Here is a 16,027-nt window from a genome sequence, read left to right as displayed (position 1 = left end):
CCTGCCGGAAGTGCGCCTGCGCCGCTTCGAACTCGCCGAGATCCCGGCGCGCGAAGCCCATGCGCAGTGCCAGGCCCGCGGCGAGTTCGTCGCAACCGGGGGGATGCCCGCGCGGCGGAACATCTGCCGCGCGGGCAAGACTGAGCCGTTGACGAACGCGTAGAACACGCACAAATCGGCCGTCCGCCTGGGGGTCTACTCATTCACCCGTGGCGAGCCTCAGTAGAAGACGTAAGCCTTCTGAGCTGGCTCGCTCAAGGGCGTCTTGGCCGGGCCACACCAACCCGGCAGCCGCCGAGACGTCACCCACCGCTTTACCGTCTTGGGATCACGCCTTGGGCCGCAACGGCTAGGCGCACGTGCTCTATCGGCGTGCGGGCGAAGCGTTTCGGGGTCTTCGGTGGTGTTCATGGCGCTGGCTGTCCACAATGGGTGGATGACGTCGTGGGGGATGCGCTGGTGGCCGGTCGTGGCGGGGTTGGCGGTTGGGGCGGTGGCGATCGGGTTGGGTGTGTGGCTGGTGCGGGCGGGTCTTGAGGATGCCGACCGGTGGGCAAGTGTGGTGGGGGTGTTTTTGAACTTGGCCGGGGTGGTGTGCGCGGCGTGGGGTGTGGTGTGGGCCAGGCGGGCTGTGCGGCCTCCCGCAGAAGCGTCGGGTGCGGTCAATGTGGTCAAGGGTGGCCGGGCGGGAAGCGTTATCCAGGGCGGCCTCGTTGACCTGTCAGGAAGGGCGCCGGTCGCTGGGGCGCTGCCGCCGTTGGGGAAGGCGTCGAACCTGGTTGACGGCACCGAGGTCGATGGCCTGCTCGCCCAGGGCGATGAGGTCCGCGGGCCACTACCACCGGCCGGTGAAGCGGGCGGGAAGCACTCGTGACACCGCCCTCGTGGGCGTGGCGGGTGGCGAACACCGTCAGCGACAGCATCGTGCTCGGTGCGGTAATTCAGGGCCGGAGTGTTAATGTGACGCTCCCGGCGGTGGTCACCCCTGCTTTGGGAGGTCTGCCGCAGCCGGCGGGGGTGTTTACCAGCCGCGCCGGGGACGTCGAGGCGCTGATGGCGGGCCTGGATCCGGGTGGGGCGGGTGGGCGGTTGCTGGTGTCGGCGGTGGCGGGGATGGCCGGTGTGGGCAAGACCGAACTGGTCTTGCAGGCCGCTCGAAAGGCTTTGGATGCGGGCTGGTTTCCCGGTGGGGTGCTGTTCGTCGACATGGCTGGCTACGACCCCGAACGGCGCCTGGAGGCCGGTGAGGTTCTGCTGGGGTGGTTGAGTGCGCTGGGGATTCCCGGTGAGCACATCCCGGCTTCCGAGCAGGATCGGGCCCGTTTGTACCGGACGGTCATCGACGCCTACCGCGCTAAGGACTGGCGGGTTCTGGTCGTCGTCGACAACGCCGCCGACACCGCCCAGGTCGCCTCGCTGCTGCCGGCGGACCCGTCGATCCCGATGCTGGTGACCTCCCGCCATGTCCTCGACCTCGATGCCCGCACCCACCGCCTCGACATCCTCGACACCGGCGCGGCCGTCGAACTGGTCACGAATGTGATCGCGCTGCGCTGCGGGCCAGATGACGCGCGCCTGCACGATCCCGCCCATCAAGGCGGGTTCGCTGAGCTGGCCGGGTTGTGCGGTGGGCTGCCGCTGGCGTTGCGGATCATCGCGGCACTCCTGGCCGATCGCGAACACCTCACACCGGATGCGCTGGCCGCTTCGCTGCGGGATGAACACAGCCGCCTGGATCGCATCAGCCGCCGTGAGACCACCGGCGAGATCGCCGTCCGCGCCGCCTTCGACCTGTCATACCAAAACCTCACACTCGGGCAGGCGCGCTTGTTCCGGCTGCTGCCCCTCAACCCCGGCCCCACCATCGCCACCACCCCCGCCGCTCACCTCGCCGGCCTCCCCGAACCCGAGACGGAGATCCTGCTCCAAGACCTTCACCGCGCGCACCTGGTCGAAGAACCCGCAGCCGGGCGCTGGCGCCAGCACGACCTACTGCGCCTGCACGCCACCACACAACCCGCAGACCCCGCCGATCCCACCGAAGCCGCGGCTGCTCACCAGCGCCTCAACGACCACTACCTCACCAGCCTCGGTCATGCTGACGCCTTCCTTGACCCCACCGCAGACCCGCCACTCGGCACGTTCGCCAACCGCGGCGCCGCACTCGACTGGCTGGATACCGAACACCCCAATCTCATCGCCACCGCCCTACAGGCGACAGCCCACGGCGACCACCACACCACCCTCGGCTTCTCCTTCGGGCTCACCCTGTACCTGCACTACCGGCGCCGGTTCAACGACGCCCTCACCCTCACCCAACACGCACTCACCGCCGCCCGCGCCATCGCCGACAGACGCGAAGGCAACGCGCTGAACAACCTCGGGGTCGCGCTGCGCGAGTTGCGGCGCTTCGAGGAGGCCATCGCCGCCCACGAGCAGGCCGCCGAAATCTTCCGGGAGACCGGCAACCGGCACGGCGAAGGAATGGCGCTGGGCAACCTCGCAATCGCGCTGCACGTGCTGCGGCGCTTCGGGGAAGCTGTCACCGCCCACGAGCAGGTCGCCGAAATCTTCCGGGAGGCCGGCGACCGGCACAGCGAAGTCCAGGCACTGAACAATCTCGGGGTCGCGCTGCGCGAGTTGCGGCGCTTCGAGGAGGCCATCACGGCCCACGAGCAGGCCGCCGAAATCTTCCGGGAGACCGGCAACCGGCACAGCGAAGGCACAGCGCTGAACAACCTCGGGATCGCGCTGCACGAGTTGCGGCGCCTCGGGGAAGCTGTCACCGCCCACGAACAGGCCGCCGAAATCTTCCGGGAGACCGGCGACCGCCACGGCGAAGGCAACGCGCTGAACAACCTCGGGATCGCGCTACAGGAACTGCGGCGCTTCGAGGAGGCCATCGCCGCCCACGAACAGGCCGCCGAAATCTGTCGGGAAACCGGCGACCGCCACGGCGAAGGCCAGGCGCTGGGCAACCTCGCAAACGCGCTGCAGGAGGTGGGGCGCTTCGACGAGGCTCGAATGTGCTGGGCAGAGGCTTTAAGCGCGTTCGACGAGACCGGTGACGATGAGAACGCCGCCGCTGTCAGGGAGTTCCTTACCGGCTCCGACCAGCCAGACAGATGAGTACACCGTCGCACGCTGGCTTGTGACAGAGAATCACCTGATATCTGTCACAACCGCCTCCCAACGCGCCTCCCGCCGCAAGAGGAGGCATCCCGCACCACCCGGTGACCCGTAACGTTCTCTGTCACACACTTCGGGAGGCGCCCATGGGCGACGTCGTGGAACTGCGGCCAAACGCGTGTTGAGCGCCGCCTGAACGTCGCCTGATGCGCCGCGAAGTGTCAGCGGTTGCGTCGTGAAGTGTCAGTGGGCAAGCGCCGCGAGAGTGTCAGTCGGTGTCGTGGTCGGGGTCTTCGTCGTCGGTGCCGGCGACATCGTCGAGGCCATCGCCGACGGCGTGCGCATCGAGGCCAAACTGAAGATCACCCCGCACGTACTGCGGCACCGAACTCGTCCGCGACCGCCACCTCGACCTCGTCTTGGTAGCCGACCTCATGGGACATGAGTCGGTCGAGACCACAGCCCTCTACGCCACCCCCGACGACAACGACCAGGCCGCTGCCATCGGCTCCATCGACACCAGCCACCTCACCTAGGCCCGCTCCGTCGAGGACGGGTAAATAGCCAACCAGTTCCGCCAGCGCATTCAGCAGAGAATGATCAAGGTATGAGCAGCAGTGATGATCTCTCAAGAACCGAGTACATGGTGCTGAGAGCCTTCGTGTTCCGGATGTGGCAGCAGCCTGTGACGTTGATCCGTTTCGAGAATCTGCCCGAAGTCATGACGGAACGACTCAGCGTCCAAGACGTCGAGCAGGCCCTTCCGCAACTTGCCGACTACCTGTTCACCGAGCCCGTGGCGGGCGATGCGATCATCCGCGTCCTGAAAGTCGCGGACACCGCCGAGCAGCCTGTCGTCGCCCGTGAACCGGAGAATTGGCCACCGGTGTCCGGGACCAAGGACTCTCAGCGGCTGCTTTTGCGCCGTATCGACGAGCTGCTGGACCGTACCGGGTTCCCGGTAGAACCCGACGATCTGGCCACTCCGGAGAGCTTCGCCCGGTCACGAACCGAGGTCGAGCTGATGAGGCTGAAGCGTGACCAGATGATCCGAGGTGACAGCGAAGCATTCGGCCCGGTTTCCTACCCACGTCGGATCCTGGCAGTCACCGGCCGCGGTAAGCGCTGGCTACAGGACTAACGTCGCGAAGTGTCAGTGGCGGCGTTTCCACTGACGTACTCACGACGCTCAACAGCCGGGCGCGCCGTCAACAGGCGCTACCCGCCACCCCTCAGGAAGCTCGTGAGCAAAAATCAAGGAGAGCCGTGCGGTTTGATCCACATTGCTCAGTGCTGTGAACCTCGCCCCGCTGACCTTGCGCACCCAGCGAGTTCCGCCCTACGGAATCCGGCAGGCCCGAGGAACCTCGCCCCGCTGAACCGGGCGTCCCAAGCGAACCTCGCCCCACTGAACCAGGCGTCCTTCAACTTATTCCTCCCCGTCCGAGTCTCCCTGGTCTCGATCGGTGGTGGGGGCATGCGCAGATAGGCACACCACACGTCCATCACCGCCCGGCGCCGCCCCTGGTGTTCGTGCCCAAGGTCGTCAAGGGCGTGCAGGGCGCCGACGCGGACGGCGGCCTTGTCATGGCCGAGGTGTTCGACAGCTTGAGAAACAGCTCCTGGGCGCGTTTCTGGATCGCGTCGTGTTTGGCGTCAGCGGCGACCGTTTCAGTGTGGGTTTGGGCGCGGGTCTGCAAGATCTGCCGGTGAACGAGCAGGATCAAGGTGACCAGTCCGCCGAACCCGAAGATGACCGATACGACGGTGCCGACCGCGGTAACGCGTGCCCGCGCGTCCGTGCCGGCCATGTCGCTCAACCAATCCCACAAGACCCCCGCGACTGTGCCGACCACACTGAGCACTACTGCTGGACCAAGCGTCCACAGCAGCCACCTACGGTTGCGTCTGCCCCGACCCAAGCCACGCGCCCAGATCCTCTTCAACCATCGCGGCTTGGCCCCGACCGTGGCGACCAGCGGCGTTCCCCCAGCGTCCATACCCGGCAGCGTCCATGGTGACCTGCAAGGTCACCATCGGCCGAAGCGGTATCAGAACGTTACCGTGACCATGAGACACCTCAAGAGCCGTCGGCCTCCGAGGCCAGCAAGGCGGGCAGGAACGCCAGATCCCACTCCAGTACCCGGCCCGGCTTCCCATCACGGGGCGCGGCCCGCCAGCCCGGCGGGAGCAGGTGGACAAAGGCGAGGTGGAACCGTCCCGCTAGGTTGACCTTGTGGGGTGCGGCAAACTCCGCCCCGCCGAATATGGCCGCCCCAGCGAACTCCGCCTTGTTGAACCCGGCGTCCTCGGCGAACTTCGCCCTGGTAAACCAGACGGACCCGGTGAACTCCGCCTCGCCGAACTCGGCGCCCCCAGCGAACTCCGTCTCGCTGAACCCGGTGCCCCCGGCGAACTTCGCCCTGGTGAACCAGGCGCCCCTGCCGAACCTCGCCTTGGTGAACCAGACGGACCCAGCGAACTCCGCCCCACTGAACCAAGCCGTCCAGGCGAACTCCGCCTCGCCGAACTCGGCGTCCCCAGCGAACTTCGTCTCACCGAACTCGGCGTCCCCAGCGAACTTCGCCCTGGTGAACCTGGTGTCCCCAACGAACTCCACTCCGTCGAACTTAGCGTGGCTGGTGAACTTCACCATTTCGAACCTGGTGCCCCCGCCGAACCTCGCCTCGCTGAACCTGGCGCCCCCGGCGAACTCCGCCTTACCGAACCAGGCGACCCCGGCGAACTCCGCCCCACTGAACAGAGCGGTGCCGAAGCGGCAGTACAGGAATTCGCTGTCGTGAAGGTGGGCACCGGACAGGTCGATGTCCATCACGCCCCAGAACCGCTCCGGTTCAGGTTCTTCGGAGTCGGGTTCGCGTGGGTCACGGAGGTGGTCGGCGATCAGGCGCTGGGCGGTGGCGCGGACCTGGAGTTCCTCAGCCGGCCACACCGCTACAGCGGGCTTGGCCTCGGTCTTGGCGGTCTTCGGCTTCTCCTTCCTCTTCGAGGTCTCCTTGACGTCGTCAGGTGGTGGTGGCATGCGCAGGTAGGCGCACCAGACGTCCATCACCGCCCGGCGGCGCTTGGGGTGTTCTTGCCCGAGGTCGTCGAGGGCGTGCAGGGCTCCTACCCGCACGGCGGCCTTGTCATGGCCGAGCTGGTCGACGGCCTTGACGAACAGCTCCTGGGCACGCTTCTGAATCGCGTCGGCTTGGGTCGCGGCGGCCACGGCGCGGGCGTGGGCGAGGTTCTCAGCGGCGACGCGTTCGGCATGCTCGAAGCGGCGTTCGGCGTCCAAGCGATTGTGCTCGGCGACCTCGAACCGTTTGGCCTGGTCTTCGAGCTGGCGCTTGTGCTCGGCCGCGGTGACGACCTGGCGGTGGATCAGCACCGCGAGGGTGACCGCACCGCCGAGTCCGACGACGATGGTGAACGTCTTCTGTGCGGCGTCCATTTGCCGTGTACGGTCGGCGCCGGCCGCCGTCCACAACAGATCGATCATCGACAGCGCGCCGGTGATGAGCGCGAGCCCGACCGGGATCGTCCACCCCCACCGGCGCCACCACGACCGCTTCGCCGGCTCGTTCCCCCCAGAGTCCATATCCGGCAGCGTCCACCGTGACCTGCAAGGTCACCATCGACCGAAACGGTATGAGGACGTTACCGTGACCATGAGACAGACCGACTGCTGATCGTCGGCTCTGACGAAACTCGCATGCCCGACACTCTCCCGGCCCGCTAACCTCCGCACGTGAACGAACCGATCCGTCTCGGTGTCCCCGTCGGCTACGTCGACGTCCATCTCCGGCACGTCCGCCCTGTCAATGAATCCCACGGCTACATCGGTGGCAGGTTCGTCGTCGACATCACCGGCGACGTCGCCGCCACGACCACCGGCATCTTCTTCGCCGGAGACACCCTCGGCCGTTTCCTCACCGGCCTAGCCGATGACTTCCGCGGCTGGACCGGCCAGCGCGTCTGGCGCTCACCGGACACCGAACTGCACGTCGCCGCCACCCACGACAAGCTCGGCCACATCCACCTCGCATGGACCCTCACCGACGGCCAGCTCGACCCCGGCTGGAAACTGACGACCGCCACCACCGTTGACGCCGGTGAAGACATGCAGCGCCTGGCCGCCGACGTCCGCGCGGCCGAACCGAACAACTAGCCCGGTAGAGCAGACGCAGTGGCGCCGAAAACGACCAAGTTGCCGCCGTCGGCTCCACCGACACCAGCCACCTCACCTAACCGCTCATTCCGAAACGTCAGTAGCGGCGTTTCCACTGACGTTCTCGCGGCGCTCAACAGTCGGCCGGGCCCTCGCCGGCGGCGCGGCGGCGGTGGACGGCGGCGTCGCCATGTCGACGAGCGCGCCCGTCGACGAGTTCGTCACCGCGGAGGGCTTGTTCGTGCCGGAGAGGAGCCCGTCGGCATCGGCGAGACCGTCGTCGACGGCGAGACGGGCATCGTCATCTCGCCCGGCAACGAGGTCGTCGACGAGCCCGGCGCGGCCGGCGACGTCTTCGTCGTGCCGATGAAGGAGCCCGCCAGCATCCGCCGGACTGTTGTAGTTCGCCAAAGAGCGGCATCGCGTGCCTTCTCAACGATCTTGTCGGTGATCTCGTCGGCGGCGGAGAGGACTTTCGTCGACGAGTGCGCACTGGGTGTGACAAACCCCCATTCGTACGCGCTGGCCGGGGCACTGCCCTGAGGGGACTTCTAGGCTGGTCAGGCAAGTTGTTCTACTGCCGACCTGGCTCTACGAAAGGGATCTGATCCTTGACGCCAGTAAGACACCTCAGGTGGCGTCATGCAATGCCAACCCAGCACAGAACTATTCTCAAGGCCGTACCGCACAACGGATACAGGGCGACACACTCTGGCGATCGAAGCCCCACAGGACTGAAACGCCGACGACCTCCCGGCGGGAACCGAGAGGCCGTTTCGTTCGGCTAACTACGTACTCGTTCACGCGTGGATGTTCCAGGCAAAGAGGGCATCCGCGCGCTCTACCTCAGTGAGGTTAACCATGACTTTAGAGGCTTTCGTTGTTCGAGCTTGCCTGGGCTCTGCCCTTATGGGCAACTCAACAGCCAAGTCCGGACCCAGCCGTCGTTCGATGCCCACCGTCACCGGCCCGGGCCACTTGCTCGCGGAAGTGCAGGGACCACCTGCATGAAGCTTCCACCGACCACCACACTGCTGGTCTTCGTCATCTGCCTGCTGATCTCGGTCATCGCCGGGCTGCTGGGTGCGTGGCTCTTCCACTCCCCCACCAAGCCGAGGGCTGCGATCCTCCACGGCGCTGGCTGCTTCGCTGGAACGCTGACGCTGTGCATGGTGGTGCTCTCGACCCTGTTCTAGGTCAACACGGCATCAGGGCCCACCCGGTCTCCGGGTGGGCCCTGGTCGCGGTATTGGACCTTACCGTGACCATGCGACACCTCAGGCATTGTCGGGCTCCGGAGCCGGCATGACGGCCGCAGCCGCGAGGAACACCGGGTCCCACTCCAGAAACCGACCCGGCTTCCCGTCGGGGGGAGCGGCCCGCCACCCCTCGGGCAGCTCATGGGCGAACATCAGGTGCAGCCGCGCCGCCAGACGGACACGGCCCGGTCTGGCGAACTCCGTCCTGATGAACCAGGTGTTCCCGGCGAACTCCGTCCTATCGAACTCGACTCTCCCGGCGAACCTCGCCTTGTCGAACACGGCGTTCTCAGCGAACGTCGCCTTGTCGAACACGGCGGCCTCGGAGAACTCCGCCCCACCGAACCAGGCGGCCCCGGCGAACGTCGCCTTGTCGAACTCGGCGGCCCCGGTGAACACTGTCTCACCGAACCAGACGACCTTGGCGAACCTCACCTTCTCGAACCAGACACCTCTGACGAACCTCGCCCTGATGAACGCGGCGTCCCCGATGAACTTCGCCTCGACGAACGCGGCGGTCTTTGTGAACTCCGCCCTGTTGAACTCGGCGCCCACGGCAAACTCCGCCTCGGCGAACTCGGCGTACCCAGTGAACTTCGCCCCGACGAACACTGCACCCCCGGCGAATTGCGCCCCGGTGAACCGGGTGAACCCGGCGAACCTCGTCCCGAGGAACCGGGCGACCCCGACGAACTCCGCCTTGTCGAACCATGCCTTCCCGGTGAACTCCGCCGCGGTGAATTCGGCGTCCCCAGCGAACTCCGCCCCGCTGAACAGGGTGTCGTTGAAGCGACAGTGGCGGAGGTCGATGTCGTGGAGGTGGGCTCCGGACAGATCGATGTCCATCAGGCCCCAAAACCGCTCGGATACCGGTCCCTCGGAGTCGGCTTTGCGCTTGTCACGGAGGTGGTCGGCGATCAGGCGCTGGGCGGTAGCGCGGACCTGGAGCTCCTCGGTCGGCCACACCACCGCTGGCCCCGGGGCCGGTTTGCCCTCCTCGGAGGGCCTCGACGCCTCGGGCGCGGACGGGGCAGGCATGCGCAGGTAGGCGCACCACACGTCCATCACAGCCCGGCGCCGCTTGGGGTGTTCCTGCCCCAGGTCGTCCAGAGCGTGCAGCGCCCCCACCCGCACGGCGGCCTTGTCACTGCCCAGCTGGTCGACAGCCTTGACAAACAGCTCCTGGGCGCGCTTCTCGATCGCGTCCTTCTGCGTGGCGGCGGCGGTGTCGCGGGCGTGTTTGAGATTCTCAGCGGCGACGCGTTCGGCCTGCTCGAAGCGCTTTTCGGCGTCGGCGATGCGATGGGTCTGGTCTTCGAGTTGGCGCTTGTGCTCGGCCGAGGCGATGACCTGCCGGTGGATCAGTACCGCCAGAGTGACCGCACCGCCCAGGCCGACGACGATCGTGAACGTCTTCTGCGCGGCGTCCATCCGCCGCGTGCGGTCGGCACCAGCCGCCGTCCACAACAGGTTGATCATGAGTAGCGCGCCGATCACGAGCGCGAGCCCTACCGGGATCGTCCACCCCCACCGCCGCAGCCACCGCGACGGTTTCTTCTCGACCCGGCCTTCGTCCCCTGTGCCCATCCGGTGACCGTCCCCGATGGACACCAAGACCACCATCACCCGAGCAGGCGAACTACCCGATAGCAGTCATTATCGTGTAGTTGGAACCGCCACATCGAACACTCCCCACCACCCCGCGGGTCTATAACTGGGCAGTGCGGGCTGCGACTTCTCGCGTGAACGTCAGTGCTCTTTCTCAGTTTGTTGTCGCTGGCGGTCGTCAGGGGCCCTCGTAACCCCGTCGAGGCGGTGTCCGAGGGGGTCCGAGCGCAGGCCGTCGGAGGGTGGCCGCTCGTCGATGGTGAGCGCCACAGCGGCGATCTCGACTTTGCTCGGGCCGGTGATGGTCAGCCATTGCAGCACGGAGCGGTTGTTGTGGTGCTGCAGGAGGTGGCGGGCCTCGACGGGCCATGGACCGTGCAGCGGCAGTTCTCGCGCGGTGATCTCATCGACGATGTCGCCGTCTCTGCCAGTAATGTCGGCCCTGGCGTGCACGATGCCCGCGAGGCGGAGCGTCACGTCGACGTTCTGCGACCTAAGCAGCACAACGGGCTCGCTAGGCTCCACATCGGTGCGCAGAACCACCGACATCAACCAGTGTCCACGCAAGTGCTCAAGACTCACAGAACGCAGGCCATGACACGGCCCCAGGGGAAGGCGTCCAACGGCATCCCCGCCCTGCACACCTTGAAGTCCGCCACTCGATCGCGCGTCGAAACAGCCACCATCTCCCAAGAAGCCGGCACCCAAGCCACTGACACTTCATGAGAAGGCTGCGCCACCGCCTGATGAAAGCCCGGTGACAACTCAGCGAGAATTCTCCCGGGCGGCGTGGGTTCAGTGCACGGGCGGGCGGCCGTCCAGTCTTCGATGTCGGCGGGGCCAGTAGAGGCGGTAGAGGATCCGCAGGGGCGTCGGGAGTGGGAGCGCCTTGGGGGCGTCGCGGTTGAGCGTGGCACTGCTGTGAACTGTCGCAGTGACCCCTTGGCGCGCATGGGAACGAGGCACAGTAGTTGCACGCCGCGATTGACGTGCGCACGCTGGGTAGCCTGCACTGCATGGCAATCACGGGGTGGATGCGGCGTGCAGTGACTGGCGTTGTGACGATGACGCTAGGGGCGACGACCTTATGCATTGGTACCGCCGGGCCGGTCGCAGCGTCGGCGCCGGGGCAGTGGTGGGCCGACGAGCTCGATCTCGAGGCGTTGCACCAGGTTACGCGCGGGGAGGGGGCGACGATTGGAATCGTCGACACCGGTGTCGACATCACTCACCCCGATCTCGCTGACGCTGATATTTCTGGGAAGGACATCTGGTCGCCGCGGCAGGACGGTTCGACTGACAAGCAGGGGCATGGAACGGCGATGGCCGCGCTGCTGGTTGGTCAAGGCAAGGGCGGCGGGGTCTTGGGGGTGGCTCCGGACGCACGGTTGCTGATCTATGCGCCTATGCAGGGCGAATTGTCCGGGGCTTTCTACGATGACGACTACGCCGCGGGGATCGCATGGCTGGTCGAACAGCGTGTCGACGTTATCCTGCTGGCGGCCGGAACTCCTACGCCGCCGTTTCAGCCGGAGGCTTCGGCGCTGCGCGCAGCTGAGCGTGTCGGTATTCCGGTCGTGGCCGCCGCAGGCAACACCGCGACGGCTATCGACTCCGATGTGGAGTGGCCGGCGGCAACGCCGGGGGTGTTGGCGGTTAGCGGCACCAAGCCCGGTGGGGCTTTCTCTTCGGCGTCGTTGTCGGGGCCAGAGGTGGACGTCGCCGCTCCCGCTGATGACATCGGGTCGGCGATCCCGCCGGGTCTGCCCGGGTTCGGGGACGACATCTATTTCACCGGTTCGGGGACCTCGAATTCTTCGGCGTTCATCGCTGGGGTGATCGGGTTGCTGGCTGCAAGGTTCCCCGATGCTTCCCGAGAAGACCTGCTGCACCGGGTGACATCGACGGCGACTGACCGCGGCCCGGCCGGACGCGATGAGAAATACGGCCACGGGGTGGTCAACCCGCTGGCCGCGCTGGGCGATGAAGTCGACATGAGCGGGGCGGCGCCTGTGCCGTTCGCGCGAGCCGGGGCCCCCGCCTGGGCAACGCTGCCCATGACTTCGGCTGTCGTCGAGCCGAAACCGGTGTGGACGCGATGGGACATCTGGGTCGCGAGTGGTTTGGCGATCGTGGCTGCGATGCTGCTGGTGATGGGCACCTGGCGTGGCCGGCGGGGCTTGCGTCTGGCAGCGCTCGGCCTTGCCGGCCTCACGCTGGGTATGGCCGCCACCGGCACGGCCGTGACCATCACCCGGACCAATGACCCGCCTGTTACGGCAGTGGCGTGGCCGGAGTTCGCTACTCCGCCATCGACGCAGGATCGGCCCTACCAGGCGGTCTGTGAACATGCCGCCAACGAGATGGGCTTGGTCCTGGAATTGTTCATGGACCCGACCTACGCCTTGGACGCCGACGCCAACAACGTGTGCGAGGTTCGTTTCCCGAGCATCGGGGCCGGCTCCGACCCGCAAGCCGCGGCCAAGGCAGTCGGGATGCGCATCACCTGGCAGCCCGCGGTCGACGGTGAGCCGAGCAACGCTTTGCTCGGCTGCCCCGACGGGGCTGGAGTGTGGTCCGCGGCAGCTGTGCCTGTGTGCACACAAGACACCCCGATGCCCGACTACGACACCTACAGCGTCTCGCGCTTCTTGACTCGCCAGACCTGGATCACCATCGAGATCGTTGAAGAGATCCGGCTCGAGCGTCTCGACTACGTGCATCGGGTACTGACTCTCGTAGTGCCCGTCATCGTCGAGGGCACCCGTCGAGCCTGAGACATCACGACATCGAAGCGTTCGACCGCGCCTGGCGCGCGTCCTCGCCAGCAGGGACAGGTTTGAGGAGGTAGCGAGGTGGGGTCGGGAGATGTGATCGCGTCCCTGGAAGCCGTCCTAAGGCTGGTCGAGGATGGCCGACGCTTGACGCGAGCGGCTGCCGAGAAGTTCGGCGACACGCACGGCACGCTCTCGGCAGCCTTTGGGAACACCTCGAACTCGTCGGCGTCGGCGGCCTTGGACCGGATCGGGCAGGCGGCCGAGCAGATCGACGAGGCTGACGGAGATGCGGCGGCGGCTTTACACGACATCGGTGACTACATCGAGATCGTCAAAGGCAGCAGCTCTGCCGGCAGTGCTTCGGCCTCGGTTTCCGGCAAAGCCGGGGCACGACGGGGCTTCGATCCGGCGCCGCACCTGCGGGACATGCCGCCGTTTCCGGGGACCGACAACAAGACCCACGGCCGCGCCATCGGCAAGAGCGGCAAGGTCGAGTCCGTCGTGAGTGGCGAACTCGACCCGACAACACGCGAACTGGACCCGCGTTACGTCGAGGGCGTCAAGCTCGCTCGGCGGCTCGGCCTGGTGCCTCCAAAGGGCAAGCTGACGGCTGCGGGCGATGTGGAACTCAAGTGGGCATGGCAGATGCGCCAGGACAGCGTGACCAAATCGCAAGTCACGATCAACAATCCCAAGGGACCCTGTCTAGGTGACCTGTCATGCGACACTCTCCTGCCGACATGGCTCGACCAGAACTCCGAACTGACGGTGCACTGGCGCGACAAGCAAGGCCGCGACCGGTCTAAGACCTATGTGGGGGAACCCGATGAGCACTGATCAACCGGGCAACACCCGGCACCGCGATGACACTGCCGACTCCCTCCCCCAGACGGAGTTCGCTGTGGCCTCGGAGGATCTTCGCGGCCGTGTCGACTTCTTCGTGCCCGGAGAGGCAGCACCGCGCGCCGTCGAAACAGTCGAGGAGATGGACGTTGCGCTCGACGCTCTCCTCGCCGACGGTGATGCCAACCCGGCCCGGCTCTACCATCGCGCCCGTCCGTTGCTAGAGGCCGGCGGGGTCGACCATGAACTACAGGTTGCCGTCGCCCCAGAGCGATTGGTGGGAGCACTGCGGTTCGGAGCTGACGGCACGTGGTTCACCAAAGGCGCCAACCCGCCGGAGGGCGTCGCGACCGCTGGGGCGATGTACGACTATCCCGAAGACTCCGAGGTGCCACTCGACACCGTGCGGGCTGCGTTGGCGGAGTTCCTCGCAACGCACCGGCGCCCGACGGTCGTGGCGTGGCAAGACGATCCTCACGACTTCTAAGGCCCACCGGGCTGGGGTGGGTGCGACTGGTCGTTAGCTGGTGCCGGGTCTCTTTGGGGTGATGTCGGGGTCCAGCTCAACGCTGGTCAGCGTGTGGGGCAGTTCTGCGGTGATCGCATCGAGAGCCTCCATGCGTTCGGCTAGAACGGCTTGGACCTGGTCGATGTGGTTCTTGGCGATCGCGTTGCGCCTCTGGCGTGCGTCGTTGAGGGCTGCTTCGGCGGCTGGCGCGCGTCCGCTGTCAACCGCGGCGAGGTTCTCTTCAGCGGCCGTGACTGCGGCTTCTGCCTCTTGCAGCTGGTTCTGTAAGCGAGCGAGGTCGGCTTCGGCCGCTTCCGTCTCAACGTCATAGAGCTCTTGGGCTGCTCGTACGCGGTCGGCTGCGGCGCGTTGCGGGTCGGTGTTCACTGGGGTCCTCCCGGTTCGAGGCTCGTGTGATGACAGTGAATCGTGCGGGGACGGTGGACGCGTTGAGCAGGGCATTTCGGGTCCGGGCGCCTAGCGGATCGACGCGGCTGTCGGGATGATTCGTGGTGGGCCTTCGCCGAACGTATGACGAACTGGACGCTGGTCTCATGCGCTGCTCGGTGGGGCTTCTTCAGTGGAGGAGTCCGGCTTGCATGGCGATGCGGATGGCGTGCGGGGCGTTGTTGGCCCCGATGGCGCGGTAGATGTGCTGTAGGTGTGAGGCGATGGTGTTGCTGCTGAGTTCGAGGGTGCGTGCGATCTGGTGGGTGGTAAGGCCTTCGGCTAGGTGGGCGAGGATTTCGTGTTGGCGAGGGGTGAGCGGGGACGACGCAGCCGGGAGGGCACGGGGCATGGCGGTGCGTTGCAGGGCGACTGCTTCGGTGAGGTGTGAGGTTCCCCCGGCTGCTCGGAGGCTTTTGATCATGGTCTGATAGGCCGTGTAGGAGGTTTCCTTGTCTGCCCCTCGCAAGTACCCCCAGGAGCTTCGTGACCGAGCTGTGAGGCTCTACTTCGACTCCGAGCCCAGGCCGGTGATCCGGCAGTTGGCGATCCAGCTCGGCATCCACCCCGAAGCGCTGCGAAACTGGATCCGCCAAGCTGAGGCTGACGCCGGCCACCGCTCGGACCAGGCGACCACGGCCGAGACCGAAGAGCTGCGGCGGTTGAGGAAAGAGAACGCCGAACTGAAGCGCGCCAATGAGATCCTCAAGGCCGCTTCAGCGTTTTTCGCCTCGGAACTCGACCCGACCCGGCGACGGTCATGAGCCTCGTGAACGAGCTCCAAGACCGCTTCGCAGTCGAGCCCATCCTCAGGGTCCTCGCCATCGCCCCCTCCACCTATTACGGGTGGCTGCAGCGCGAGATCGAGCCGAGCAACCGTGAGCAGGAAGACCGCGGGCTCTTGTCGGTGATCCACGAGATCTGGGACAACTCCGGCGCCACCTATGGCAGCCCACGGGTCCACCAGATCCTGCGCCGGCGGGGGATCTACGTGTCTCGCAAACGCGTCGAGCGCCTGATGCGTGAACACGACATGCAAGGCGCGTTCCTGCGCCGCGGCTGGAAAGGCGGGTCCACGAAACCCAACCCGCGTCATGATCCCGCCCCGGACCTGGTCAACCGGGACTTCACCGCGCCGGCCCCGAACCGGTTGTGGGTCGCCGACGCCACCAGGATCGTCACCGGTTAGGGCGTCCTCTGGCTCGCAGCCGTTCGTGACGCGTTCTCCAACCGCATCGTCGGCTGGAAAACCAGCCACCGATGCGACACCGACCTCGTCCTC

Annotated in this window: 19 protein-coding genes; 11 read left to right on the top strand and 8 right to left on the bottom strand. The window is 66.5% G+C overall.

Features of this window, described 5'->3' with window-relative positions; all coding sequences use genetic code 11:
- The first annotated feature begins 436 nt into the window (after positions 1-436).
- The 3 genes from AB0I28_RS19715 to AB0I28_RS19705 all read left to right on the top strand — a co-directional run bounded on the left by AB0I28_RS19715 (position 437) and on the right by AB0I28_RS19705 (position 4,270).
- On the top strand, positions 437-874 hold the full coding sequence (locus tag AB0I28_RS19715; protein ID WP_357495192.1) for a hypothetical protein: 438 nt from the start codon (positions 437-439) through the stop codon (positions 872-874).
- Positions 875-897: 23 nt separating this feature from the next.
- Positions 898-3,129 carry a tetratricopeptide repeat protein gene (locus AB0I28_RS19710; RefSeq protein ID WP_357495190.1) on the top strand — a complete coding sequence of 744 codons (2,232 nt, stop codon included), beginning with the start codon at positions 898-900 and terminating at the stop codon, positions 3,127-3,129.
- Positions 3,130-3,736: 607 nt separating this feature from the next.
- Positions 3,737-4,270 (top strand): hypothetical protein, encoded by a 534-nt coding sequence (locus AB0I28_RS19705; protein WP_357495188.1) that lies wholly within the window; start codon positions 3,737-3,739, stop codon positions 4,268-4,270.
- Positions 4,271-4,416: 146 nt separating this feature from the next.
- Here AB0I28_RS19705 and AB0I28_RS19700 read toward each other — a convergent pair whose 3' ends face one another.
- From AB0I28_RS19700 to AB0I28_RS19690, 3 genes are all read right to left on the bottom strand, one after another.
- On the bottom strand, positions 4,417-4,608 hold the full coding sequence (locus AB0I28_RS19700) for a pentapeptide repeat-containing protein (RefSeq protein WP_357495186.1): 192 nt from the start codon (positions 4,606-4,608) through the stop codon (positions 4,417-4,419).
- Between the two features lie 26 nt (positions 4,609-4,634).
- On the bottom strand, positions 4,635-4,940 hold the full coding sequence (locus AB0I28_RS19695) for a hypothetical protein (protein ID WP_357495184.1): 306 nt from the start codon (positions 4,938-4,940) through the stop codon (positions 4,635-4,637).
- A 269-nt stretch (positions 4,941-5,209) separates the two neighbouring features.
- Positions 5,210-6,733: a pentapeptide repeat-containing protein gene (locus tag AB0I28_RS19690; protein WP_357495182.1), complete on the bottom strand. Its 1,524-nt coding sequence runs from the start codon at positions 6,731-6,733 to the stop codon at positions 5,210-5,212.
- Positions 6,734-6,883: 150 nt separating this feature from the next.
- Between AB0I28_RS19690 and AB0I28_RS19685 the strand changes: the two genes are divergently transcribed.
- Positions 6,884-7,303 (top strand): DUF6228 family protein, encoded by a 420-nt coding sequence (locus tag AB0I28_RS19685; RefSeq protein ID WP_357495180.1) that lies wholly within the window; start codon positions 6,884-6,886, stop codon positions 7,301-7,303.
- A gap of 84 nt (positions 7,304-7,387) precedes the next feature.
- On the opposite strand, the gene AB0I28_RS19680 is transcribed toward AB0I28_RS19685, so the two are convergent.
- Positions 7,388-7,714 (bottom strand): hypothetical protein, encoded by a 327-nt coding sequence (locus AB0I28_RS19680; protein WP_357495179.1) that lies wholly within the window; start codon positions 7,712-7,714, stop codon positions 7,388-7,390.
- A 596-nt stretch (positions 7,715-8,310) separates the two neighbouring features.
- Here AB0I28_RS19680 and AB0I28_RS19675 point away from each other — a divergent pair.
- Complete coding sequence (locus AB0I28_RS19675; protein WP_357495177.1) at positions 8,311-8,499, top strand: hypothetical protein; 189 nt, start codon at positions 8,311-8,313, stop codon at positions 8,497-8,499.
- An 81-nt stretch (positions 8,500-8,580) separates the two neighbouring features.
- Here AB0I28_RS19675 and AB0I28_RS19670 read toward each other — a convergent pair whose 3' ends face one another.
- On the bottom strand, positions 8,581-9,408 hold the full coding sequence (locus AB0I28_RS19670; RefSeq protein ID WP_357495175.1) for a pentapeptide repeat-containing protein: 828 nt from the start codon (positions 9,406-9,408) through the stop codon (positions 8,581-8,583).
- A gap of 240 nt (positions 9,409-9,648) precedes the next feature.
- On the opposite strand from AB0I28_RS19670, the gene AB0I28_RS19665 reads away from it, so the two are divergent.
- Positions 9,649-10,047: a hypothetical protein gene (locus AB0I28_RS19665; RefSeq protein ID WP_357495173.1), complete on the top strand. Its 399-nt coding sequence runs from the start codon at positions 9,649-9,651 to the stop codon at positions 10,045-10,047.
- 264 nt (positions 10,048-10,311) lie between these two features.
- Here the strand turns inward: AB0I28_RS19665 and AB0I28_RS19660 are convergent, their stop codons facing one another.
- Positions 10,312-10,719 carry a hypothetical protein gene (locus AB0I28_RS19660; RefSeq protein WP_357495172.1) on the bottom strand — a complete coding sequence of 136 codons (408 nt, stop codon included), beginning with the start codon at positions 10,717-10,719 and terminating at the stop codon, positions 10,312-10,314.
- A gap of 467 nt (positions 10,720-11,186) precedes the next feature.
- On the opposite strand from AB0I28_RS19660, the gene AB0I28_RS19655 reads away from it, so the two are divergent.
- The 3 genes from AB0I28_RS19655 to AB0I28_RS19645 all read left to right on the top strand — a co-directional run bounded on the left by AB0I28_RS19655 (position 11,187) and on the right by AB0I28_RS19645 (position 14,277).
- Positions 11,187-12,947: a S8 family serine peptidase gene (locus tag AB0I28_RS19655; protein WP_357495170.1), complete on the top strand. Its 1,761-nt coding sequence runs from the start codon at positions 11,187-11,189 to the stop codon at positions 12,945-12,947.
- A gap of 93 nt (positions 12,948-13,040) precedes the next feature.
- The gene (locus tag AB0I28_RS19650; RefSeq protein ID WP_357495168.1) at positions 13,041-13,784 is read left to right on the top strand and encodes a DddA-like double-stranded DNA deaminase toxin; all 744 of its coding nucleotides are present in this window, start codon (positions 13,041-13,043) and stop codon (positions 13,782-13,784) included.
- Positions 13,774-14,277, top strand: coding sequence for an Imm1 family immunity protein (locus tag AB0I28_RS19645; protein ID WP_357495166.1), 504 nt, complete (start codon positions 13,774-13,776; stop codon positions 14,275-14,277). Before AB0I28_RS19650 ends, AB0I28_RS19645 begins: the two co-directional genes overlap by 11 nt.
- Positions 14,278-14,310: 33 nt before the next feature.
- Here AB0I28_RS19645 and AB0I28_RS19640 read toward each other — a convergent pair whose 3' ends face one another.
- Entirely contained in the window at positions 14,311-14,685 is a 375-nt protein-coding gene (locus AB0I28_RS19640; protein ID WP_357495164.1) for a hypothetical protein, read from the bottom strand.
- 190 nt (positions 14,686-14,875) lie between these two features.
- Positions 14,876-15,169, bottom strand: coding sequence for a helix-turn-helix transcriptional regulator (locus AB0I28_RS19635; RefSeq protein WP_357495162.1), 294 nt, complete (start codon positions 15,167-15,169; stop codon positions 14,876-14,878).
- Positions 15,170-15,197: 28 nt separating this feature from the next.
- Between AB0I28_RS19635 and AB0I28_RS19630 the strand changes: the two genes are divergently transcribed.
- On the top strand, positions 15,198-15,509 hold the full coding sequence (locus tag AB0I28_RS19630; protein WP_357495160.1) for a transposase: 312 nt from the start codon (positions 15,198-15,200) through the stop codon (positions 15,507-15,509).
- The gene (locus tag AB0I28_RS19625; RefSeq protein WP_357495158.1) at positions 15,506-15,934 is read left to right on the top strand and encodes an IS3 family transposase; all 429 of its coding nucleotides are present in this window, start codon (positions 15,506-15,508) and stop codon (positions 15,932-15,934) included. Before AB0I28_RS19630 ends, AB0I28_RS19625 begins: the two co-directional genes overlap by 4 nt.
- Positions 15,935-16,027 lie beyond the last annotated feature (93 nt).

The organism is Phytomonospora sp. NPDC050363 (genome assembly GCF_040655735.1).
Taxonomy (GTDB): domain Bacteria; phylum Actinomycetota; class Actinomycetes; order Mycobacteriales; family Micromonosporaceae; genus Phytomonospora.
The sequence above is the reverse complement of the archived record's forward strand: the minus strand, read 5'-3'. Positions and strand labels throughout refer to the sequence as shown.